The 23,107-nt window shown below is 58.2% G+C and carries 19 protein-coding genes, 1 tRNA gene, 1 other RNA gene and 1 riboswitch; of the genes, 11 read left to right on the top strand and 10 right to left on the bottom strand.

The genetic code is table 11. The features are described from left to right. Position 1: 1 nt before the first annotated feature. Positions 2-1,126 carry a YihY/virulence factor BrkB family protein gene (locus tag QDX22_RS10625; protein WP_233487961.1) on the top strand — a complete coding sequence of 375 codons (1,125 nt, stop codon included), beginning with the start codon at positions 2-4 and terminating at the stop codon, positions 1,124-1,126. A gap of 66 nt (positions 1,127-1,192) precedes the next feature. Here QDX22_RS10625 and QDX22_RS10620 read toward each other — a convergent pair whose 3' ends face one another. From QDX22_RS10620 to QDX22_RS10610, 3 genes are all read right to left on the bottom strand, one after another. Beyond that, positions 1,193-1,750 (bottom strand): CarD family transcriptional regulator, encoded by a 558-nt coding sequence (locus tag QDX22_RS10620; protein WP_110099928.1) that lies wholly within the window; start codon positions 1,748-1,750, stop codon positions 1,193-1,195. Between the two features lie 201 nt (positions 1,751-1,951). Next, positions 1,952-3,436, bottom strand: coding sequence for a helix-turn-helix transcriptional regulator (locus tag QDX22_RS10615; RefSeq protein ID WP_110101226.1), 1,485 nt, complete (start codon positions 3,434-3,436; stop codon positions 1,952-1,954). A 36-nt stretch (positions 3,437-3,472) separates the two neighbouring features. Next, positions 3,473-4,492: a magnesium and cobalt transport protein CorA gene (locus QDX22_RS10610; protein ID WP_110101227.1), complete on the bottom strand. Its 1,020-nt coding sequence runs from the start codon at positions 4,490-4,492 to the stop codon at positions 3,473-3,475. A gap of 424 nt (positions 4,493-4,916) precedes the next feature. Between QDX22_RS10610 and aceA the strand changes: the two genes are divergently transcribed. Next, positions 4,917-6,209, top strand: a complete 1,293-nt coding sequence (gene aceA / locus QDX22_RS10605) for an isocitrate lyase (protein WP_110099925.1) — start codon at positions 4,917-4,919, stop codon at positions 6,207-6,209. Positions 6,210-6,265: 56 nt separating this feature from the next. Next, a complete protein-coding gene (gene aceB, locus QDX22_RS10600) occupies positions 6,266-7,933 on the top strand; it encodes a malate synthase A (protein ID WP_371682191.1) in 1,668 nt (555 codons plus the stop codon). A gap of 168 nt (positions 7,934-8,101) precedes the next feature. Here the strand turns inward: aceB and QDX22_RS10595 are convergent, their stop codons facing one another. The 3 genes from QDX22_RS10595 to QDX22_RS10585 form a co-directional block, all read right to left on the bottom strand. Continuing rightward, positions 8,102-9,052 (bottom strand): glycine betaine ABC transporter substrate-binding protein, encoded by a 951-nt coding sequence (locus QDX22_RS10595; protein WP_233242786.1) that lies wholly within the window; start codon positions 9,050-9,052, stop codon positions 8,102-8,104. A 68-nt stretch (positions 9,053-9,120) separates the two neighbouring features. Beyond that, positions 9,121-10,008: an ABC transporter permease gene (locus tag QDX22_RS10590; protein WP_334228433.1), complete on the bottom strand. Its 888-nt coding sequence runs from the start codon at positions 10,006-10,008 to the stop codon at positions 9,121-9,123. Beyond that, positions 10,005-11,264, bottom strand: coding sequence for a quaternary amine ABC transporter ATP-binding protein (locus QDX22_RS10585; protein ID WP_110110778.1), 1,260 nt, complete (start codon positions 11,262-11,264; stop codon positions 10,005-10,007). The genes QDX22_RS10590 and QDX22_RS10585 overlap by 4 nt, the downstream gene beginning before the upstream one ends. A gap of 611 nt (positions 11,265-11,875) precedes the next feature. Between QDX22_RS10585 and QDX22_RS10580 the strand changes: the two genes are divergently transcribed. From QDX22_RS10580 to ribH, 6 genes are all read left to right on the top strand, one after another. Beyond that, positions 11,876-12,703 carry a TIGR03084 family metal-binding protein gene (locus QDX22_RS10580; RefSeq protein WP_158278411.1) on the top strand — a complete coding sequence of 276 codons (828 nt, stop codon included), beginning with the start codon at positions 11,876-11,878 and terminating at the stop codon, positions 12,701-12,703. 185 nt (positions 12,704-12,888) lie between these two features. After that, entirely contained in the window at positions 12,889-14,271 is a 1,383-nt protein-coding gene (locus QDX22_RS10575) for an aldehyde dehydrogenase family protein (protein ID WP_110110784.1), read from the top strand. Between the two features lie 192 nt (positions 14,272-14,463). Beyond that, positions 14,464-14,601: riboswitch (FMN riboswitch) on the top strand. A gap of 86 nt (positions 14,602-14,687) precedes the next feature. Further along, a complete protein-coding gene (ribD, locus tag QDX22_RS10570; RefSeq protein WP_110101231.1) occupies positions 14,688-15,842 on the top strand; it encodes a bifunctional diaminohydroxyphosphoribosylaminopyrimidine deaminase/5-amino-6-(5-phosphoribosylamino)uracil reductase RibD in 1,155 nt (384 codons plus the stop codon). After that, entirely contained in the window at positions 15,842-16,501 is a 660-nt protein-coding gene (locus QDX22_RS10565) for a riboflavin synthase (RefSeq protein ID WP_110101232.1), read from the top strand. Before ribD ends, QDX22_RS10565 begins: the two co-directional genes overlap by 1 nt. Before the next feature lie 34 nt (positions 16,502-16,535). Continuing rightward, positions 16,536-17,924, top strand: coding sequence for a 3,4-dihydroxy-2-butanone-4-phosphate synthase (ribB, locus tag QDX22_RS10560; protein ID WP_110101233.1), 1,389 nt, complete (start codon positions 16,536-16,538; stop codon positions 17,922-17,924). Beyond that, positions 17,921-18,406, top strand: a complete 486-nt coding sequence (ribH, locus tag QDX22_RS10555) for a 6,7-dimethyl-8-ribityllumazine synthase (protein WP_110101234.1) — start codon at positions 17,921-17,923, stop codon at positions 18,404-18,406. The genes ribB and ribH overlap by 4 nt, the downstream gene beginning before the upstream one ends. 27 nt (positions 18,407-18,433) lie before the next feature. Here the strand turns inward: ribH and QDX22_RS10550 are convergent, their stop codons facing one another. Beyond that, a complete protein-coding gene (locus QDX22_RS10550; RefSeq protein WP_110101235.1) occupies positions 18,434-19,387 on the bottom strand; it encodes a cyclase family protein in 954 nt (317 codons plus the stop codon). 1,108 nt (positions 19,388-20,495) lie between these two features. Between QDX22_RS10550 and QDX22_RS10545 the strand changes: the two genes are divergently transcribed. Continuing rightward, positions 20,496-21,407, top strand: a complete 912-nt coding sequence (locus QDX22_RS10545) for a PT domain-containing protein (protein WP_279723921.1) — start codon at positions 20,496-20,498, stop codon at positions 21,405-21,407. A gap of 188 nt (positions 21,408-21,595) precedes the next feature. Here the strand turns inward: QDX22_RS10545 and QDX22_RS10540 are convergent, their stop codons facing one another. Together QDX22_RS10540 and QDX22_RS10535 are read right to left on the bottom strand one after the other, a co-directional pair. After that, complete coding sequence (locus tag QDX22_RS10540; protein ID WP_158524667.1) at positions 21,596-21,733, bottom strand: hypothetical protein; 138 nt, start codon at positions 21,731-21,733, stop codon at positions 21,596-21,598. 290 nt (positions 21,734-22,023) lie between these two features. Continuing rightward, positions 22,024-22,109: transfer RNA gene (locus tag QDX22_RS10535), tRNA-Ser, on the bottom strand. 144 nt (positions 22,110-22,253) lie between these two features. On the opposite strand from QDX22_RS10535, the gene ffs reads away from it, so the two are divergent. Further along, positions 22,254-22,350: signal recognition particle sRNA small type (gene ffs / locus QDX22_RS10530), an RNA gene on the top strand. Between the two features lie 14 nt (positions 22,351-22,364). Here ffs and QDX22_RS10525 read toward each other — a convergent pair. Beyond that, a complete protein-coding gene (locus QDX22_RS10525; RefSeq protein WP_110101237.1) occupies positions 22,365-22,577 on the bottom strand; it encodes a hypothetical protein in 213 nt (70 codons plus the stop codon). Positions 22,578-23,107: the final 530 nt, after the last annotated feature.

The following is a 23,107-nucleotide window of genomic DNA, read 5'->3' as shown; positions in this document are numbered from 1 at the left end:
CTTGTCTGCCAGAGATGACATCGTTCGCGTCTTGAACGAGGACGACCGCAATCAAGAATATGCCGACCCGAAACTGTACAAAAACTCCCTATCGTGGTCGGGCCGAAAATACGCTTTTAAACGGGCACTGAAGAAATTCGGCACCGATGGCGGAACCGATCTGTCGGCGAAGCTCACCTACTACACGGTCCTGTCCATGGCTCCCGGTCTGCTGGCCGTATTCTCCATGCTGTCCTTGGTCTTGTCCTCCAACGCCGAGGTTATTGAGAACATGCTCGATGATGTGATCACCCAGGCAGTTCCGGAAGACTATCAAGCGCTGGTACAAGACCTCGTGGAAACCATGATGGACTCGGCCACCGGTGGCGTGATCGCGTTGATCATCGGTGTGATTACAGCACTGTGGTCGGCATCGGCCTATGTTAAGGCGTTCTCCCGGAACATGAACTCCATCTACGGGGTGGCTGAAGGTCGCACCTTCATCAAGAAGAACCTCACCATGGTGCTCACGACCGCAACGGTGCTGGTCGGTGTCGTCGTCATCCTGATCTCTTTGGCCCTGAACCGTCCACTCGTCGATGGGCTGTTCGGCCCCATTGCGGAGCCGCTAGGATTGGAAGGCGTCCTGGCATTTATGACGGACACCTTCTTGCCGCTCTGGGCATGGCTACGCTACGTTGTGGTGGCTTTGGTGTTGATTCTGGTCATCGCCGTGATGTACCACTTCACCCCCAATGTGCAGAAGCCGAAGTTCACTTGGTTCTCCATTGGCGCCGTGGTGGTGTTGGTTGGTAGCGCGATTGCCGGTGTGGCCATGGCGATCTACCTGACCTACTTTGCCTCGTACTCATCCTACGGTGCGGTCGGAACCATCATGGCGGTGCTGTTCGTGCTCTGGATTTTCAATATGGTGATGCTGCTGGGGGCCCTAATCGATCACGAAATGTTCCGTGCCCGCCAGCTGGAATCCGGCATTCCTGCCGAGGTCCACGTCCAGCTTCCACCGCGTGATACCGCCGGTGCTGAGAAGGCTAAGGAAGACCAGGACAAGCTGATCGAAGAGGCCCGTACCCTTCGTCGGACCATGAGCAACCCACTAGCCCCGGAAAATCGCGACGTCGACTAAAAGACCACACCGAGGAAGTCAACGTCTGCCTCAGAGGAAAAGGATTGGAAAATATCCCGGGCGCTGTTAGGCCATCGAGGCTTCCTTTTCCTTATCCTCCTTCGATTCTTTACCGCGGTCCAGACCCAACCGGGTCAATGGCACGCCGTCGATCGCGCCATCGATGGTGCGCTCAGCTTCGTCGTGATCGACGTCAAGCACCAAAGCGACCTCGGCGATAATCATGTCCTTGGCCTCTTGATAGAGGTTTCGCTCGGCCATCGAGAGCTCCTTCTCCTTCTGGCGGCGGTAGAGATCCCGGGCGACTTCGGCAACATTGTCCAAATCACCGGTAGCCAGCTTTTCGCGCAGTGCTTTCAAACGACGGGACCACTGCTTTTCCAAGGTGTCACCATCCTTGGCCAGCAACGACATCAACTTGCGCAACCGAGTATGGCTGGACAGGTCTCGAACACCGATCTCCGACAGGCTCGATTCAGGCACAGCGATCTGCAGGCGCTGCTCCTGGACCTCAAGGACGACATAGTCGACGTCTTCACCCTTGATCTTTTTGGTGTTGCGGCTCACCACTTCGGCCGGACCGTGTTGCGGATGGACGACGAACTTGCCTGGGGTTAAACGCATGGAGCAGATGCACCTTTCTTTGATGGCACAGCATAAGCGCCCGGCATTGCAACGAAGTGTCGGAATACCGAGCGCTCGCTGTTTTCCTACTGAGGTACACCATACTAGCACGGAAACGGCCGCATACCACAAAATATCACTCAGAGCAAGAATGACATGCACGTGGCATGTCAGGCTCGAATTCACCCTCGCTGGACAGCGCTACACGTTGTCGACACCGGATTGTTCCTGAAGGAATTGGAAGACCTCCACTTCATCGACACCCGGGAAGGCACCGGTGGGCATGGCCGCCAAAATGTGGGCGTTAGTTCGCGCCGCGGGCCACGCATGTCCACCCCATTCGGCTTCAAGTTCCGGGGAAGGCAAGCGGCAGCACGTCGGGTCCGGACACCGCGAGACAGACCGCGAGGTGGTATCCCGACCACGGAACCACCGCGCCTGATCGAAAGGGACCCCAATTGAGGACGAGTAAAGACCCGAGGAGGAAGACTCCACCACGGCGGTGCACCAATAGGTACCGGCCGGGGTATCAGTGTATTGATCGAACGCGCGGAATCGATTCTGGACGTCAAAGACTTCTCGGGAGGTCCAGTACCGACAAATCTGCTGGCCTTCGATGGCTCCAATACTGTCTGTTGGGAAACTCACCCCGTCGTTTTCGTAGGCTTTATGCACCACTCCGGACTGGTGCACTTTCTGAAAGTGCAGGGTAATACCCAGGTGTTCGGTCGCCAGATTGGTGAACCGGTGGGCAGCAGATTCATAGGAGACCCCGTAGCCATCTCGCAGATCCTCAATGGCCAGATCTCGGTTCTGATGAGCAGCCTTCAGCTCTTTGACCACAGATTTTTCTGGCATGAGCAACGCGGCAGCACAGTAGTTGATGTAGACCCGCTGTTTCAGAAAGTCCTGATAGTCCACCGGCTCACCGAATCCGAGCACATAGGCCGCAATCGCCTGCAATAAGACCGACCGAGCGTCATGGTCGGTGTGCGGTCCGCCGGGCAGATAGAATCGTCGGTTCTTCAGGTCAGTAACCGAGCGGGTGGAGTGGGGCAATGAGCCGACGAAGTGGATCGAAAATCCCAGGTGGTCAGCAATGTTTGCGATTCTGCGGTGAGTCAGTGGCCCCGAGGGCTGGCCCACCGCTTCCAGCAGTTCTTGAGCTGTTGATTCCAGCTCGGGGTAGTAATTGTTGCGCTCACGCATCTCCATCCGCAATGCGACATTGGCTCGGCGAGCTTCCTCCGGCGTAGCAACCCGCTCGGCAGCTTGACGTCGTAATTCGCTCGCTAAGCCCGCAATCGTTTCGAGCACCTCGGTGGGAGTCCGGGAGGTGATCTTGACTCCGGGAAGCCCCAGCGCGTGAAAGTGCGGGGATCGTTGGAGTTTCTCCACCGCGATTTCCAGTTCGGCTCGTTTGCTCGGAGGTTTAGCCGAGAGCATGTCGTCAACCGAGACGCGAAGTTCTGCCGCCAAGGCAGACAACAGTGATAGCTTCGGCTCGCGGTGGCCGTTCTCAATCTGGGAGAGGTGAGAGGCCGTAACATCCACCCTGCTTGCCAGATGTTCCAGGGTAAATCCGGCCTTCTTCCGCTGGTGACGCAATTGGCGTCCCAGCACCACGGAATCCAGCCGTGCTACCTCGCCGGTATCGGTCACATCGTCTACTGTGTTTTGCACCATAATCACAGCGTAGTTAAAAACCGCGGATTTTTCCTCCTACATCCAGCCCTTCTTCTTAAAGATCAGATACAAGGTGAGGCTCGCGGTCAACATCAGCCCAATGGCCCACAAATATCCGAAGGACCAATGGAGTTCTGGCATGTCGTCAAAGTTCATCCCGTAAATCCCGGCAATCACCGTGGAGACCGCGAACAGCGCAGCCCATCCCGATACTTTTTTCATATCCTCGTTTTGTTTTCGGCCCACCAGCGTAGATTCCACGGTCAGCGCATTCTGCAATGCGGCCCGAATACCTTCGAGTTGTTCGACATCACGGGTAACATTATCGCGGACGTCACGCAGGTGACGAGCGAATTCTTGATCCATGCCGTACTTCGTGGCTCCCCGAGTCAGCAGATCGATCATGTGCGATAACGGGCGAGTGACCCGCAGGAACTTCACGATCTCGTTGAATAGCTCGTAGATGCGTTGCGAGGTTGCCACCGTTGCCGAATCGCCAAACAGTGAGTCCTCGATGTCGTCCAGATCATCGTCGAGATCGATAATGATGGGCGCATAGCCGTCAACAATACCGTCGAAGACGAAGTACAACATTGTTTGCGGGTGCCCGGCGTCCATCACATGCCGCCGGAAGGGGCGGTGTAGCCAATGCACGACTTTCTGAGCCAGTGAGTGGTCATCAGCGAAGACCAAGAAGAAACGGTCGCCGACAAAGATATGCAGTTCCGCGAACTTCATTTTTTCGGTTTTGTCCACGTACTGGGCCCAGTGCAGCACGACGAACAGTACCGAGTCGTAGCGTTCAAGTTTGGGGCGCTGGTGTCCTTGCAAGGTATCTTCGACCGCTAATTCGTGTAGCTCAAAGTACTCGGCACACTGCTGAATTTCAGCCGAACTGGGTTCTGAAACCACCACATGGGCCCTAGCATCGGGGTCTGACGACAGACGCGCGAACATCTGTTCAATACTCTCCAGTGCTTCCAACCGTGGGGCCGAGGCCCCGTGCTGGACGTTATCAACGGAGTGCAAGAGATAGGTCATGGTGCATCTTCCCATCGTCTACTTGTCACCTTGGCCTACATATTCTTGCATGGTTTGCCTCGGTGGTCACCGCCACCGGCACCCGAACTACTTCGGGTCGTTGGTGGGACACTGCTACCTGCCGTCCGGGTCGCGGAGTGTTCGCGTGCGCGCATGTGCTCTCGCAGGCGCGCGGGCGTGTATGAGGGTAACCATCCGACAAATCGTCGCTTTTTTTGTTCTGCATCTCACAATTTTGCAGATGAGGGGCGAATCGTTCGAAAGAAGTCATATTTTTTCCAAATGGTTATCTGAAGCGCAATTTTTTTCGACAATCCCCTGCCTCACTGGCGACAAACACGGAAGAGTAGAAACTACCCAGACGGGAACCGAACCATTCGGAACCGTCACGAAAACGACAAGAGACGCCACACTGATACACACTCAAGGAGTTCAGATCATGTCACAGCACACTCCCGCTTCCGCAGAGCAGATCCAGCACGACTGGGACACCAACCCTCGTTGGGCGAACGTCAAGCGCACCTACTCGGCCGACGAGGTCGTGAAGTTGCGTGGTCGTGTGCAGGAAGAGCACACTCTGGCGCGTCGCGGATCGGAGAAGCTCTGGGAGCAACTGACTACCGAGCACCCTCAAGGTGAGTGGACCAACGCTCTGGGCGCGCTGACCGGTAATCAGGCTGTTCAGCAGGTCAAGGCTGGACTGCGGGCCATCTACCTGTCTGGTTGGCAGGTGGCTGCTGACGCTAACCTGGCCGGCCAGACCTACCCAGACCAGTCGCTGTACCCGGCTAACTCGGTCCCGCAGGTCGTCCGCCGGATCAACAACGCACTGTTGCGGGCGGATCAGATCGAGTTCTCCGAGGGCATCCAGACTGTCGAAGACTGGCTGGTGCCGATCGTGGCCGATGCTGAGGCTGGCTTCGGTGGTCCACTGAATGCCTATGAACTGATGAAGGCCATGATCACCGCCGGTGCTTCCGGTGTGCACTGGGAAGACCAGCTGGCTTCCGAGAAGAAGTGTGGTCACCTCGGCGGTAAAGTGCTGGTTCCGACCAACCAGCACGTGCGCACTCTCAACGCTGCCCGTCTGGCCGCTGACGTCGCCGATGTTCCCTCGGTGATCATCGCCCGCACTGACGCTGAAGCCGCCACCTTGCTGACCAGCGACGTCGATGAGCGCGACCAGCAGTTCCTGACCGGTGGTCGCACCGCTGAAGGCTTCTACGAGGTGCGCAACGGCCTGGAGCCCTGCATCGCTCGTGCGAAGGCCTACGCAGAGTACGCCGATTTGATCTGGATGGAAACCGGTACTCCGGATCTGGAGCTGGCTCGTGAGTTTGCCGAGGCTGTCAAGGCCGAGCACCCCGACCAGATGCTGGCCTACAACTGCTCGCCGTCCTTCAACTGGAAGAAGAACCTGGATGATGAGACCATCGCGAAGTTCCAGCGCGAACTGGCCGCGATGGGCTACACTTTCCAGTTCATCACTCTGGCGGGCTTCCACGCTCTGAACTACTCGATGTTCGACCTGGCGCGTGGCTACAAGGAGCGCCAGATGTCAGCGTACGTCGAGTTGCAGCAGCGCGAGTTCGCTGCCGAGCCACAGGGTTACACCGCTACCAAGCACCAGCGCGAAGTCGGCACCGGCTACTTCGACGCGATCTCCACCGCTGTCAACCCGGATTCCTCCACGGTCGCTCTGGCCGGTTCGACGGAGTCTGGACAGTTCTAATCCCTCACCACCACTGATTCTTCAGAAATCAGCCAGCCAGATAGGACGTGATGATCATGACCAGCCAGATTCGCTACACTACCTCTTCGGGACTGACCGTCAGCGTGCTCGGCGAGGTCTCCGAAGCCACTCAGCCGCTACTGTCCGATGCGGCCCTGGAGTTTCTGGCCTACCTCCACACCACGATGGAGCCCAAGCGTCAAGAACTCTTGGTAGCGCGTCAGCAGGTGCGCGCAGCCATTGCGGCTGGGGCGCGTCCGGGATTTGAGAGCACCACGAAGAAGATTCGTGATGATGATTCCTGGCGCGTTGCTCCACTGGCGCCCGGTCTGAAAGACCGCCGTGCCGAAATTGCCGGACCGGTGGATCGGAAAATGACCATCAACGCCCTGAACTCCGGGGCCAAATGCTGGCTGGCTGATTTCGAAGATGCCTGTACTCCCACCTGGGAGAACATGATCGAAGGCCAGCGGAACCTCTACGAGGCGATCCGTGGCCAGATCCGCCACACCGACCAGACTACCGGTCGGACCTACAAGCTCAAGAAACCAGCCCTAGCGCAGTCTCCAACGATCCTCCCGCGGCCGCGGGGGTTGCACCTGGACGAGAGCCACATCGTGGTCGAAGATCAGCCGATCGCCGGAGCGCTGATGGATTTCGGGCTGTTCTTCTTCCATAACGCGCACGAGCTGGTACACCTGGGCCGTGGCCCCTACTTCTACCTGCCCAAACTGGAACACCATCTGGAAGCTCGCTGGTGGAATGACGTGTTCACCAAGTCCCAGGACTACCTGAACATTCCCCACGGAACCATCCGGGCCACGGTGTTGATCGAGACCATCACTGCAGCCTTCCAGATGGATGAGATTCTGTATCAGTTACGCGATCACTCTGCCGGGTTGAACGCTGGTCGGTGGGATTACATTTTCTCGATCATCAAGAACTTCCAGGACTCCTCCGACGAGTTCGTGCTCCCGGATCGTTCCGATGTCACCATGCAACAACCGATGATGCGGGCCTACACCGAGTTGCTGGTGCGTACCTGCCACCGTCGTGGTGCTCACGCCATTGGCGGGATGGCAGCCTATGTGCCGGATAAGTCGGACCCCGTCAAACACCGGATCGCTCTGGAGAAGGTGCGCGAGGAGAAGTCCCGTGAAGCTGCGGACGGTTTCGACGGTTCCTGGGTGGCTCACCCAGATCTGGTGCCGGTGTGCATGCGGGTCTACGACGAGTTGCTCTTTGAGACCCCGCACCAGATTCGCACGCGCAAACGAGAGGATGTGGTCCCGGATGCTGAGGCGTTGCTGAACGTGAAAGCCACCACCGGGGCGATCACCGAAGCTGGCATTCGCACCAATATCGAGGCCGGTATCCACTACTTGGACGCCTGGTTGCGCGGTCACGGTGGAGCCAGCATCAACGACCTGATGGAAGACGCTGCCACCGCCGAGATTTCCCGCTCCCAGCTGTGGCAGTGGATCCGAACCGAGGCCACGGCCACGACCGCGCAGGGGTCCGAACGCACCGTAACCCGCGAGTGGGTCGATGAGCTCATCAACGAGATCGTGTCTGCTGCGGATCGGTCAGACCAGGATCGGATCACTGAGGCCCAGGAGGTCTTTTCCGCCGTGGTCTTCGCCGAAGAGTTCCCTGAATTCTTGACCATCCCGGCTTACAACGCCTACCTGGCAGCTGACGCCAACACCCGCGTCGCCGTCTGAGGCACCTGGGGACCTAGAGCACAACCCCGAGCACACAGCACAGCGGGCCCGACCAGACACTCTCTGGCCGGGCCCGCTGTTGATCTACACAGGCAGTGTGTTCAGTCTCGGTGTTGCAGCCACCTAACCAAGCAAGTGACCCACCAAGACGGAGACGACACGCAAAATTTACTCTTCGTCGCCGGCATCTTCTTCGTCGCCGTTATCCTCAGAGTCGCCACCCTCGGTCAAGGAGTCGACGTAATCCTGGTTCTCCGCGACCCAGTCTGCCACGATGTTTTCGTACTCGCCCTCGTCGTCATTATCGGCGAACATCTGGGCTTCGAGATCGTAGAGCAGGTCGTTTTCCATGGTGAAGTCCGATAGCCACTCAGAGACCTCGGAGAAATCATCGCTGAAACCGTTGTAGGCGTAGGTCGACATGGTTTCAGAACCACCCAGAGCACCCTCGGGGTCTTCCAGATCACGGACCGGGAAGGCCTCGTATGCCCAGTGCGGACGCCACAGAGTCACCACGATGTTTTCGTCGTTATCGATGGCGGTGTTCAGCTCCTGGAGCATGGCAGGAGTGGACGAGGTGGTGAATTCCATCCCGTCCAAGCCGTAAGTCGGGATGACCTCATCTTCGGTGGCGGAGGTCAGACCGGCGCCGGGCTCAATACCGACGATCCGGTTGTCGAATTCATCGGCGTTATCGGCCAGTTCCTCCAGGGAGTCAATCGGCGCGTCCTCGTTGACAGCAATCTGTAGCGAGGACTCATCGTTCCAGGTACCCAGCATTTCCAGGTCGTCACCGTACTCATCCAGGTAGGACGCGTGGGTGGTGGGCTCCCAGACGTCCATGGTGAAGTCGTAGTCCTGAGTGGCAACACCGGAGAACACCACGGCCGGCTCAGCCTCTTCGAGGTTGACCGTATAGCCTTCTTCCTCCAGAATGTGCTTCCACAGGTAGGACACAGCAATGCCCTCTTCCCAGCCGTTGAAGACGCCGATGGTCAGTTCGCCCTTGTCCTCACCACCGTTGTCGCCGGTGCCGTCGCCTTCGCCACAGGCGGTCAGGGCCAGGGCGCCGATAGACAGTGCAGCAACGGATTTCCAGATCTTGTTGAACTTCCTCACTCTGTTACCTCCAGTTAGTGTCAGTGTGGATGATGAACCGAACCGGTACAACTCAGGCACCCGGTCCGTTAGCTTTTCTTCTTTAGCGCGGTCAGCCGGTCCAGATACATCGCCAACACGACCACGGCGATACCGGCTTCAAAGCCCAGTCCCGCATCGATACTGCTCAAGGCCGACGTGACCTGGCCACCCAGGCCACCGGCGCCGACCATACCAGCGATGACCACCATCGACAATGACAGCATAATGACCTGGTTAATACCGGCCATAATGGTCGGCATGGCCAGTGGAAGCTGGATCTGACGCAGGATCCGGAACCGTGAGGCACCGAAGGCCTGGCCGGCCTCGACCACTTCAGCGTTCACACCGCGGATACCCAATTCGGTAAAACGCACACCGGGCACCATCGCGAACAGAATGGTGGCCACCATGCCGGGAACAACACCGACACGGAACATCACCAGCGCCGGAATGAGGTAGACCATCGGCGGCATGGTCTGCATAAAGTCCATGATCGGTTTAATAATGGCCGAGGCCGTATTCGAGGAGGCGGCCAGAATACCCAGCGGGATCGCAATGACTGCGGCAATAAAGGTGGAGATCGTCACCAGCCCCAGGCTGTCCATAGCATGTTCCCACATGTTCATCCCGGCAATCAGGGTGAAGCCCAACGCGGTGCCTAGCGCTAGTTTCCAGGACTTGACGATCCAGCCCAGCCCGGCCAGGACGAGGGTTACCGCCCACCAGTCAGGCCAGGTGAGCAGACCGACCAGCAGGTCGTTGAGCGTCGCCAGCGTGGTGCGCACGATTGAGAACGCTTCCGAAAAAGTGCCAAGCAACCAGTCCAGACCGGCTTCAATGGCTTCGCCGACGCCGAAGCGGAAGTCGTTAATGGACTCGAATTCGAACCAGGTGATGTCCGAAGCCGGGATTAGAGCAGACAGTGTCGAGCTCACAGCGCATCACCCCCAGCGGTCTTGTGGCGATCGGTATCGCCAGCAGGCGACGGATCGATTTGTTCAGCGTGGCGACCAACCGAGGCATCTGGCGGGGCGTCCGCAGGGTCGGTGGTCTCAGCTGACTCCAACCGCTCTGACAGTGTTTCCGAGCGCTGAGGGCTCATGGCCTCCAGCAGACGCGAGACGCGGACATAACCGACCTTCACCCGTTTGCCATGGTCCTCGCCTTCAACCGCAACCGGGCCGTCGGCTTCCACGGCAACCGGGACGATCTCCTGCAAAGTCGCCCCGGGCTTGACACTGCGGTGTGTGCGCCCGAAGCTGGTAATTTCTGCTTCCGAAAGCTCCGCAGGCGGAACCATGACCGATTGCGCGGTGAGAACCCGAGACCGATCCACATCCGCGGTGAAGGAGGCGACATAGTCATTGGCGGGAACCGAGAGGATCTCTTCGGGCGTACCGATCTGGACGATGCGGCCTTCCTTCATCACCGCGATACGATCACCCATGTACATGGCTTCGTTCAGATCGTGGGTAATGAACACGATGGTCCGATGTAGCTCACGTTGCAAGGAGATCATTTCTTCCTGCATCTCACGCCGGATCAACGGGTCCAAGGCTGAAAAGGCCTCATCCATCAGCATCACATCGGTCTGCGAGGCCAACGCCCGAGCCAGTCCCACACGCTGTTGCATACCGCCCGAGAGTTCACTAGGGTAGCGCTTTTCCCAGCCGGCCAAACCGACCGAGGCCAGCACCTGCGCAGCCATCTCCTGACGTTCTTTTCGACCGTAACCCTGGATTTCTAACCCATAGGCGGCGTTATCGAGCACGGTCCAGTGCGGCAGCAATGCGAAGTGCTGAAAGACCATCGACATGTGCCTGGCTCGCAGATCTCTCAGGTGGTTTTTCGACAGCTGAGCCAAGTCTTGCCCCATGACTTCAACAGTGCCCGAGGTGGCCGGTTGCAACGCGTTCAGGGTTCGGATCAGGGTTGACTTTCCGGAACCAGATAGCCCCATCACAACAAAAATTTCACCGGGCTTCACCTCAAAGGAAGCGTCAATCACCGCGGCAACACCCTCAGACCCAATGTCTTTTCGGTCAGCACCGGCCTTGATTTTCTCGACGACTCGTTCGGGACGTTTACCGAAAACCTTATAAACATTCTGTACCCGAATCACCGGGGCATCGGACTGGCCTGCACTACCTGTTGGCTCCGGTTGCTCCGAGATGTGTGGCGATGATGTCATACACGCTTCCCTTGGGTTGACATGCAAAATCAAGAAGGCGATCCCTTGCGGGAGATGCCACAAAAAGGTCACCAGCTAATGATAATAACAAACTTTCAGGGGAATATCTCATAATTCAGATCTTGGCTCCACAAATTCGGATGAGATAAAACTACCCAACCGGGCAGATAATGCAATGAGATTTACTGCACATAATGCGTCAACCATTCCGTCCAGACGAACAAGAAGCCTATGATCAGAAGCCAGAAGGTAACGATCACATAGTGCGGTGTTATGTGCCCACAAATCATGAGACCCCAAGAAAACGGCTTGAGTTTTTTGAATTTCCCATCGGGTGATCACAACACGCGTTCACTCTGAGCTGAAACTTGGGGCGTAAAACATTGATTCACAGGGTCCTGGCCGTGGCGCACACGTCCATGGCGGGCACCCGTGTGATGCTCGCCCCGGAGTGAGAGGCCACAGAGATGATGATGGACCTAGCAGACAAAGCCGTGTGAACGAGCTTACACTGGACAGTAAGGGAGTCAATCTGACCACCCATCACCGCACCGATGTCGCCCTACTTCAGCCCGGAGGGTCACGTCGTCGCCCTGGAAGCAAGGAAACTTATGAAACTGTCTGAGGCCGTTGTGCTACTTGAACGCGAAATCGCCGAGGTTGACAAACTGTTCCAAGACATCCCCGACGAGCAGTGGCGACAAGCTACCGTTAGTCAGGGGTGGACCGTTGCCGACCAATTAGGTCACTTAGTGTGGACCGATCAGCTCTGTCTGTCGGCCATCGACAACGACGAGCGCTTTCAACAGGTGGTGGCGCTGGCTCAAGGTAGTGACCCAGAGGCGTTCACCAAGCACGTTGATGCTGAAGCCCACCGACTAGCTGAGCAGGAGCCTGCCGAGCTGCTGAATCAGTGGACGACAACTCATCACGAATTACTGACCCGCTTGAAAGAATACGGCGACGATCAGGAGACGAAAATCGCCTGGCTGGCCCGCCCCATGAGCCCCACCAGCATGGCCCAGGCTCGCACGATGGAGCTCTGGGCCCACAGCTTGGACATCTACGACGCTGTGGGGTGGACCAAGCCCCGCAACGAAGCCGAAGCTTCGGTTGCCGAGCTCGGTGTGAAGACCCGTGACTTCGCGTTCACGTTGCACGGCCACACGCCACCGCAGGAGCCAATTTATGTCCAGCTGTCCTTACAGGTCGGCCCTGACCTGAGTTTTGGTGACCCTGATGCCGAGAACCGCGTTATTGGTTCCGCCTGGGGTTTCTGCGCGGTAGTTACGCAGCGTCGACACTTTGCCGATGCCGACCTCAGCATCGAGGGTGAGACCGCAAAGCTGTGGATGCAGATCGCCCAAGCCTTTGCCGGTGCTGCGACCACCGGACCGGAACCAGGGGAACGGCTATCTCCGGCTGATCTGGAAGACTAGCCCGCTGTCTGAGTCGCTCACGCGCACACGCGACCTCTCACACGCGGGCCACAACGGAGACGCGGGCTGGCGAGGTGTCGTTAATCTCGTTAAAGACGCAGAAATTTTTACGCTTTTCGCATGAATACGGCGTCCGGGGCGCGATGCCCCTTTACCAAATCGGTTTTCCGGTGTTTGCTGGAACCATGAGCAAATACGCAGTCACTAACCCCAACACGGGTGAAGTTGAGAAGACTTTCGACTCACTGACCACCGAAGAGATTCCCGTCATCATTGACACGGCCTATCAGGCCTACGAATCCTGGTCCCAGACCGACCTGAGCAAGCGTGCTGAGATTCTGAACCGGTTCGCAGATCTCCTGGATGAACGTGCCGAAGAGCTGGCGCACATCATCGGGCGTGAAATGGGCAAGCCACTCCCCCAAGGCAAGGCGGAGGTCGATAAGGTTGCCCGCACGGCCCGCTGGTTTGCCAAGCACTCCGCAGAGTTCTTGGAGACCACCGAATTGCCGGATGCTCCCGTGGCGGACCGTACCTACGTCAAGCACGACCCGCTCGGTGTGCTGTTGGGCATCATGCCGTGGAACTTCCCGTATAACCAGATCGCTCGGTTCGTGTTGCCGAACCTAATGGTGGGTAACACCATTTTGATGAAGCAGGCTTCGATCTGTCCTGAGTCCTCGCAGATGTTCCAGACCCTGCTGGAAGAAGCTGGACTGCCCCAGGGTGTGTACACCAACATCTACCTGAACTCTTCCGACACCGAAGAAGTGCTGAAAGACTTCCGTGTCAAGGGCTTCTCCCTGACCGGTTCAGAAAGTGCCGGCGCGTCGGTGGCCTCCGTGGCAGCCAAATACTACAAGCGCTCGGTGCTGGAGCTGGGCGGTAACGACCCGGCCGTGGTGCTAGACACCAACGATGTGGACGCCCTGGCCAAGAAGCTGGTTGGTATTCGCACCTCGAACGCCGGCCAGGTCTGCACCTCCCCGAAGCGGATGATCGTGGTCAAGGAGCTGTACGACGACTTCGTCGCCGCTGCCGAAAAGGCGCTGGCTGATGTCAAGGTCGGCCCCTACGACGATCCCGAGACCGACATGGGCCCGCTCTCCTCGGTACAGGCCCGTGACGAGGTCCTCGAACAGATTCACAACGGTGTCGCCGACGGCGCAACCCTACGCTTCGGTGGCGAAAAGCTGGATCGCCCCGGCGCCTGGATGTCCCCGGCGTTGCTGACCGATATTGATCCGCACTCCACGCTGGGTCAAACCGAAGTTTTCGGACCGGCCGTGATGATCTTTAAGGCCGAGGACGAAGAAGATGCCCTGCGCATCGCTAATTCCACCGAGTACGGCCTGATGTCTTCGGTCTGGACTCAGGACCCCGAGAAGGGTCGCGAGTTCGCCGAGCGGATCAACGCCGGTATGTGCCTGGTGAACGCTCACCAAGAGTCCAGCCCCGAGTACCCCTTCGGCGGTATTAACCGCTCCGGTTACGGTCGTGAAAACGAACGGTGGGCACTGCAGGGCTTCACCAATGAACGTCTGGTGCGTATCCACAACGAACACTAAGAACCGCGCTCATCTGGTGTCCTAGACAGATCCCGTTGAGGCCCGTGATCTGCCCCATCGTGAGGGCGTTCATGGGCCTCAACTGTGTCTCCAGTCCCTCCCCGCGCCACCCGCCTGATGCCAGGGTGCAGAAATATGACAGTCGACATGACCCTGCGGGTGCACACACGACGAAACCAGAGTAAGATGACCCTCATGTTCCGGGGGTCGGTGAGAATCCGAACCGGCGGTGACAGTCCGCGAACCTCGCACCCGCGAGGCCGACTCGGCGAAATTCCGAGACCGACGGTGATGCGCCTCAGGCGCGAGTCCGGATAAAAGGAACACGATGATTGCAACAAAGGCACCCGTTATGTTGGGGTTGCCTTCCCTCGGTGCATACCGGCTCACCGAGCCGGGAATCATGATCAGAGAAGATGATGAACACCGAGAACTCTTTCTCCACGGTAGCACGCACCCACAGGCGGATAGCGCTGGATCGTGCCTTCCAAATCGCCCGCTTCGGCCCGGCCGACACCGACAACCCACAGGTGGGGTGTGTGCTGATCGATCCCGCCGGCCGAATCCGGGCCGAGGGGTGGCATCGTGGTGCTGGAACCGACCACGCTGAAGTGGACGCACTCAGGCAACTACCTGCTTCCTGGGCCGACCGTGGCCACGAGCTCACCGCCGTCATCACGCTAGAACCCTGCCACCACACCGGTCGTACCGGCCCGTGTGCCCAGGCACTGCTCGAGGCCGGGATTGCCACAGTGGTCTACGCGATGGACGATCCCACCCCCACCGCACGCGGGGGCGCAGACTTCTTGACCAGCCACGGTGTGCAAGTTATCGGACCGGTCGATCCCGTCACCGGATACCGCCTGTTGGGCACCTGGCTGGCCCGCACACTCCCCCGCCCGCAGATCACGGCGAAGTGGGCGCAATCTTTAGACGGTCGAATAGCCGCAACCGATGGCACCAGTCAGTGGATCACCGGTCCGACAGCACGCGCTGATGCGCACCGTCGTCGCGCCGCGGCCGACGCCATCCTGGTCGGCACCGGAACCGTGCTGGCCGATGATCCCGCTCTCACCGCTCGTACCGCGCAGGGAGAGCTCTTGGTGCCCGCCGACGAGCAACCGGTGCCGATCGTGCTCGGCTCACGGGATATTCCCGATACGGCAGCCGTGCACCGTAGCCCTGCTCTGGCAGCTCGCGGACTGCATTCCGCCGTGCGCCTCACACCGCAACACCCGGGTGAACTGCTGCTCGAATTCGCTTCCCTGCGGGATCAGGGCATCACCAGCGTGCTGGTTGATGGGGGACCACGCGTGATCTCCTCCCTGATCCGGGAACACCTCGTGGATGAATTCCTGATTTACACCGCACCGGTGCTACTGGGAGGACCGCGCACTGCCCTGGACGATATCGGCGTCACCAGCCTGGAGCAGGCACCCCCGCTGATCATCCACGAGCGCCACCAGCTGGGTGCGGATCACGTGACGATCGCAACTCCCGCCCCATACGTCATACCATCAACCACAGAAGAACACCACCCAATCGCTTACTCACCTGACAGGAGGCCCTGATGTTTACCGGACTGGTGGAAGACCTCGGAGAGGTCCTCGATCTCACCCCCGATGGAGATGGCCAACGCTTGCGCGTCCGCTCCACGCTGGTGGCATCCGATGCCAGCCACGGGGACTCGATTGCCGTCAACGGCGTGTGTTTGACCATCGTTGACCACACCGACACCGAGATCAGCCTGGACGTGATGGCCCAAACTCTGGCCGTTACCGGGCTGGGCAACTTAGGCGCCGGGGCTCCGGTGAATCTGGAGCGGGCCCTGCGGGCGGATGCCCGACTCGGTGGGCATGTGGTCCAGGGCCACTGCGATGCCCGCGCAGTGGTCGCCGAAATCCACCCTGGCCAGCAATGGCGCAAGATCCGGTTCGCACTACTCGGGGATGCGGCGACCACAACGGTTGCCCCACTGATCGTGGATCGAGGATCGATCACCGTCGACGGCGTTTCCCTGACCGTTTCCGCCGTGTCAGGACCGGCTGAAACGACTCCCTGGTTTGAGGTCTCGCTGATCCCCGAAACCTTGCGAGCCACCACGCTGGGGCAACTCGGCCCCGGGGACGCGGTCAACCTCGAGACCGATGTTCTAGCCCGGCACCTAGCGCGCCTGGCCCAATTCGACCGCTCACTCATCGTCCCCTTCGACCGCACCTCAGCCAACTGAGGTATCACCCTATCGTTCTGAACGGAGGCATCTGTTGTCCTTAGCATCCATTGACGAGGCGGTCACCGCCTTAAAAGCAGGCCGGCCGGTTATTGTCGCTGATGATCAAGACCGCGAAAATGAGGGCGATGTCATCATTTCCGCCCAGCTGGCTACCCAGGAGTCGATCGCCTGGGCAGTCAAACATTCCTCGGGGTTGCTGTGCGCACCGATGACGCGCGAGATCGCCGATCGGTTAGATCTGCCGATGATGGTCGAGCACAGTCAGGATCCCCAAGCCACCGCCTATACCGTCACCGTCGATGCCACCGAAGGAATCACGACCGGGATTTCAGCCCATGACCGGATGACCACATTCCACCGGCTGGCCGACCCCTGCGGTGTGCCAGCAGACCTGACCCGTCCCGGGCATGTGCTCCCCTTACGTGCCGTGGACGGTGGGGTGCGGGTCCGCCCAGGCCACACCGAGGCCTCGGTGGAATTAATGAAGCTGGCCGGCCTGGCCCCGGTGGCGGTCATTGCCGAAATTGTCGCCGATGACGGTGAGATGATGCGTCTGCCGCAGCTACAAGAACTCGGTGCTGCCGAACAGGTTCCGGTGACCACGATCGAGAAGCTGATTGATTACCTCAATGAGCGCGATCCCCGCCATGCCACTGACGCCTCCCAGCACTTGCAGTCGGGCACCTCACCAGTACAGCACCGCGCCCACCGCCGGGTCTCGCTACTGGCCGACACGCTGGTCCCCACGATCCACGGTGATGTCCGGATCAAGGCCTATCGGGATCGCCAGCAGGGCATTGACCATTTGGCGGTGACAGCCCCGGGTTCGGCCAACGCCGAAGACCGGCGCGACGTCCCGTTAGTGCGAGTCCATTCCGAGTGCATTACCGGTGAGGTCTTCGGCTCGCTGAAGTGTGAATGTGGTCCGCAACTCGATGCCTCTCTAGCGCAGATCCACGCCGAGGGCGGCGCAGTAATTTATCTGCGCGACCACGAAGGGCGCGGTATTGGACTGGCCAACAAACTGCGGGCCTATGCCCTGCAGGAACAAGGACTGGATACCGTGGAGGCCAATCTTCAGCTGGGCTTACCAGCCGATGCCCGCAATTACGAGGTGGCTGCCGAGATCCTGGCCGAGCTCGGTATGACGCGGGTGCGACTGTTGACGAATAATCCCGAGAAGGTCGCTCAGCTCACCAGCGAAGGTATTACCGTCGTCGATACCGTGCCCCTGGTGGTCAACATCCATGACACTAATGTCCAATACATGCGCGATAAACGCGACAAGATGGGCCATACACTCCCCCAGACCTTGACCATCACGACCAACACCCAGTCTGTGACGACCGCCGGAGTTTCCTCGGCGCAATCCGTAGGTCCCGCCACAGATCAGAGTACAGAGAGGAACCTGTCCGCATGAGCTCTGCAGGAGCGCCCCAGCTTTCCGTGAATGCTGAGGGTCTTAACGTAGCCATCGTCGCCGCCAGTTGGCATCACCACGTCATCTCGACCATGCAACAGGAGGCAATCACGACCATCATCGAGTCCGGGGCCGAAGCGGAAACTTTTACCGTGGCCGGCTCCTTCGAACTTCCCCTGGCTACCCAGGTTGCCTTAAGGACGGGATTTGATGCCGCGGTTTGTCTTGGGGTCATCGTCCGTGGAGAAACTCCGCACTTCGACTATGTCTCCAGTGCTGTCACACAGGGGCTCACCCGGGTCCAGCTCGATACCGGCAAACCCGTCGGATTTGGGGTATTGACTGTAGACAACGAGCAACAAGCCTGGGATCGTTCGGGAGCAGCCGGGGCGCGCGAGTCCAAAGGCCGAGAAGCTGCTGAAGCTGCTTTGCACCTGGCCCGGGCAGTGCAAAAGATCACGACCGGTCGTAGTTCGTCATGACGCCAAGAGGAGTCGCGGTGAGAGTACTCATCGAATCACGAGGGGGTTCACCGGAGACCCGGTAGCGCGGTGAATCTTCAGTGGCGCGGCAGTGTAGAGAAAGTCGTACTTACCGTCAGCGTGACATTTCTCTGCCAGCTCTTCGAGGTCGCAAATTTCGGTAAAAACAACCCCCAGGTTGCGCATCAGCGCATTATGTAGCACCAAAGCAACCCCGGTGGCAGGATCGAACGTGACCTCGTTACCAATCAAATCGGTCACCAAATTGGGGATCTCCATCTCATGGAACCACTCCACAAGATCCGGAGAATAAGCCAAGCCCGGTTCGCAAAAATCCTCATAGAACGACTCCCCCTCATCGTGGAACCGTTGGAGGTAATTGGTACGGATGACCACGATGTCGTGCTTCTCGAGCGTGATGTTCTGATGTTCTGCACAAGCTAAAAGCTCCTCGTGGTCGAAGGTTTCCCCGGCATCGAGTGATTCCACGCCTCGATACCGAGCTATGTCGAGAAGGACTCCTCGCCCCACCACACCACGTTGCGCAATGGGGGCGACGCTCGCTTTATCTAAACCACCAACCGTGGTGCGTGCATCGTAGCCATTCCACAGCGTTCCGTCGTACCAGACGTGTCCCAGAGCGTCGTACTGGGTTGATCCCTGCAAGAACGCCAACATTTTGTCATCGGCATAGTGCATACCGCCGGGGAACTCTGGCCCCGTGCCAACATCCCAGGACGACTCATCGGTAATCATCTCTAGCTTGGCTGGTTCGCGCCCTGGGAAAACCGGGTCGCCTTTCGGATCACCAATCATGCGTTGCAGGGTGAGAACCTCGCCCTCCGACACAGCTTTGATACCCCGGAGCACCTCATCTCTGGTGAGAAAATTCAGGGCGCCCACCTCATCGTCCGCACCCCAACGTCCCCAATTCTTCGGAGCATTCGCTAGTAGTTCTCTCAGTTCTGGCACATGTGGCATCTGAATTCGTCCTATCTATCCCCGTCGCGAAAGAGGTTTTGACCTCCACCTCACCCGATTCAATGTGGCGTACATCATAGTTACACGCGAACGGCGAGCGCAAGATTCGCACGGTCCAGAATGGACTTCGCGAGGCACCTTGGCGTGTTCTTGTAGCAACCCCAGGGTGAAGTGTTACTGCAGCCTTGCCTAACGCCCCCAATTCCAGCTTTCGCGGATACTAGCCGTACCCCGTGTTGACGATTCCGACAACCCGTCGGCGCTAACGGAAGCCTGGCGGAAGAACGGAGCACACCGAAGATAACGACGACCAGGACGGTAACCCTATGGGCACCGACAGGTTAGCCTTCGGACAACAAATCATGGCACGTTTCCGGCGGCAGAACCCGCCGAGCGCAGTAAGGAAGACGGTCAGCGCGACGCCACGTTCTCCGATGAGTCACCAATCCGGGCTACACCGATGGGAGAGGAGGAACAACGAACCCATTCAACCCCAGACAGAGAAAACATCCGTGTCGAAGATACCTTGTAGAACGTTCCGACCACCGATGAGTAATCCTCCACTTTCCCCACCGTCAACGATAGTGCTAACCCCGGTTTCTAGTACCCGAGAATCCGCTCATGCCACTCGTACTTCCGCGCCACGATGAGTCGATGATCCTTAACTAACCGAAATGAAATAATTAACCGATAGTTAATGATTAGTTACCACATAGCTAACAATAACCAGATGGCGCCGACCCTCCGGATCAAAAGTCAAATAATGAAACGTACAGGATACCGAACGCCTCAAGGTCGGAACGCGCGCACCCGGCGTCAGAAATGAGAATAATATTCTTCGGTTAAAAAAGATTGCACAGCCACCCTAAAAGTCAAAAAATATCATCCTGACTAGCCAGTTTGCCGGAGACTGCCTGACCAGAATCGAAGCTACATCCCTGCGATACCGCCGAAGTTTGACAAAAAGCCCTTGTACCTCCCACGAGGTGCTTATACCCTTGATTTTGAGTTCGAGCCAAAGTCTTGACTCGAGAGGGTCGCTCAGCCTCCGGGTAGTTCATTCCCTCAATTCTTTTAGGCACAACTTCATTCCACTAAGGAGAGCCCCATGTCCACCTCATCCAAAAAGAGCGTTCTGGCGACAATCGTCGGATTCGGATCCGCAACTGCGCTGTCTTGTGGCCTGATGATCAGCCCGGCTATCGCTGACCCCAATGAGCCCGGCAACGGTGGACAATTGCCCATCGACGACCCAACCGACCAGCCCACCGACGACCCAACCGACGACCCAACCGACCAGCCCACCGACGAACCCACCGACGACCCAACCGACCAGCCCACCGACCAGCCCACCGACGACCCAACCGACGAACCCACCGACGAGCCGTCGCCTACTGATACGGAACTGCCGGATACCTGTGATGTGTGGATCGTTGATTCAGCCGGCAGTGGCCCACGCGAAGACAACACCCTGGCCCAGGGTGAAACCTTGTCCGGCGTCGATTTCGCCGGCGTAGGCCTGGAACCCGGATCCCAGTACACCTGGGCAGTCTCCACTGACTCAGACGTCGACAACGCTGAGTTCTCGGATCAAGCCGACGAAGAAGGATTCTTCGCCTTCAATCTGGGCCAAGAGACCCGTAACGAAGACGAGGCACCCGGGGAAGGAACCCAGACCGCACTGGCCACTGGCGACTACACCGTAACTGTTGACGGCACGCAGGGCAACGGAGAACCAGCCAAAGACTGCACCGTCAACTTCACCGTCGTGGCAGATAAAGACGGCTCTGGCGCCGACAACGGCTCGGACTCCGACGACAAGGGCTCTGGCAACAAAGGCTCTGGCGACAAGGGCTCTGGCGACAAGGAAGTTGTAGCCGCAGGTTCCGGTCAGCAGAGTGGCGGAGACACCCTGGCTAACACCGGTGCCACCGCCGGCGTACTCGCCGGAGCTGGCGCTCTGGCTGTTGCCGGTGGTGCAGCTGCACTCATCGCAGCACGTCGCCGCGCTCACTCCTAAAACACAAATAAAATAGGTCGGCCTAAACCGACCCTGCAACAAAGCAACTCACAAATATTGATGGGGCAGGTCATAGCAGACCTGCCCCATCAATATCGACGCCATCTTGAATCCAAAAAACCGACAATAGACTGGCCATGCCATTCAAGTAGTCGTTTGTACATGTACAGGGTGCCAAGACTCCGGCTCTATTCTTCCAACCATGCCAGCCACGCCTCGCCGAGGTCACGCACTGTTCTAGCGTCCTTGACCGCCTGTGCTTCTTCAACCTGTCGCTGAGCCTTTCGCTGTTGCTTCAGTTTGGCCGGGGGAACGAAAACACCCATAGCTTTCTGTTCCTTAGCTATCTCAAGAGCTTTCTCTGCGTCCTGACGCCGATCAAACTGACCTATCTCATACTGCACACCTAAGTAGCTCATTCTGACCCTGTACTTACCTCGCCTGAACGTGATCCCTCGAGGTAGCTTCTCAGGTCGTGCCATGTCCCTATGTCCTGTCCCTAGTTTTAGGGTATTTTGGCGCATATCCTGGAACAACCTGAGATAAGCCAATTCCACTTATTTCCTTTGTTTGCAACGAAAAACCCCGGAAACTCAACGGTTCCCGGGGTCGTACGCGGAGGATAGGGGATTTGAACCCCTGAGGGCTGTTAACCCAACACGCGTTCCAGGCGTGCGCACTAGGCCGCTATGCGAATCCTCCTTGAGCTCTCACTCGAACACATGCCGTCTTCGTGCAAGAGCAGGTTCAAGCATAGCTGAAATCATGACACGTTTTCAAAATGCGCACCGACAGTGCCTGAATGACTCCTGCGCCCGGCTCTTGTCATGACCTGATACGATGGGTCACGGCTCCTCACGTGGTGTCATCTTTCTGAACTCCCCCAGGACAGGAATGTAGCAAGGGTAGGAAGGCTCTGGCAGGTACGTGAGGGGCCTTTTTGTTATAACTTCTAGGCTAGGCTGCAGTCTCGCCCTTGTTCCGCGCCCGCTTAGCCCACGGCTCTTGATCGGTGGGTGTACCCAGGTTGAAGACAACGGTCACGACGAGACCGAGCACCAATCCAAAGACCAGGGCCAATAAGAAGTTAAAGTCGACAGTGAACATAAAGGCGAACAACACACCGGTCCAGACTCCAGCGAACAATCCGGGGGTAGACAAGTACTTCATCACATTCCTCTTGATCCGAAAGCTGTTGTGACCACTACGTACTCCTATTATCTCATGCCCCCGTTCCTGAAGTTCTCGCGCTAACTCAGAATTGCCAGCAACTGCTGACCCGGTTCCAAGGGTCCTCACATATTCGCATCTTAGACTGGAACCAGCGCCTCCAAGGTGTGAGTGATGAGTGATAGTGATCGGCCCGGATACTCCCCCAAGTATCCGGGCCGATTCTTTGACTCAACAGACTGCGTTCGACCATGAGCTATCCACGGCCAGACATCCACGACCAGACCGTTCACAATCCCGGTCTAGCCCGTAACCGGCGAGTTATCCAGCCACGCCATCGCCGTCCATCCAACATTGTCTCAGCACATGTGCCCCACGGCGTGAGGGGAACAGCTTAGCGTGGCGCAGCAGTTTCGAGGTTCTCTCCGACTCTCCACCGCGCGCCGGTAGATCGCCCACATTGCGTGCTCTTTTACAACGAAGCACTCTTCGCGGTAGCAAAAGATCGTCAGATTCCCAGATTCCTTTAA

The organism is Auritidibacter ignavus (assembly GCF_029853775.1).
GTDB classification, from domain to species: Bacteria; Actinomycetota; Actinomycetes; order Actinomycetales; family Micrococcaceae; genus Auritidibacter; species Auritidibacter ignavus.
Note: the sequence above shows the minus strand (reverse complement) of the source record. Positions and strands in the feature narration are given on the sequence as shown.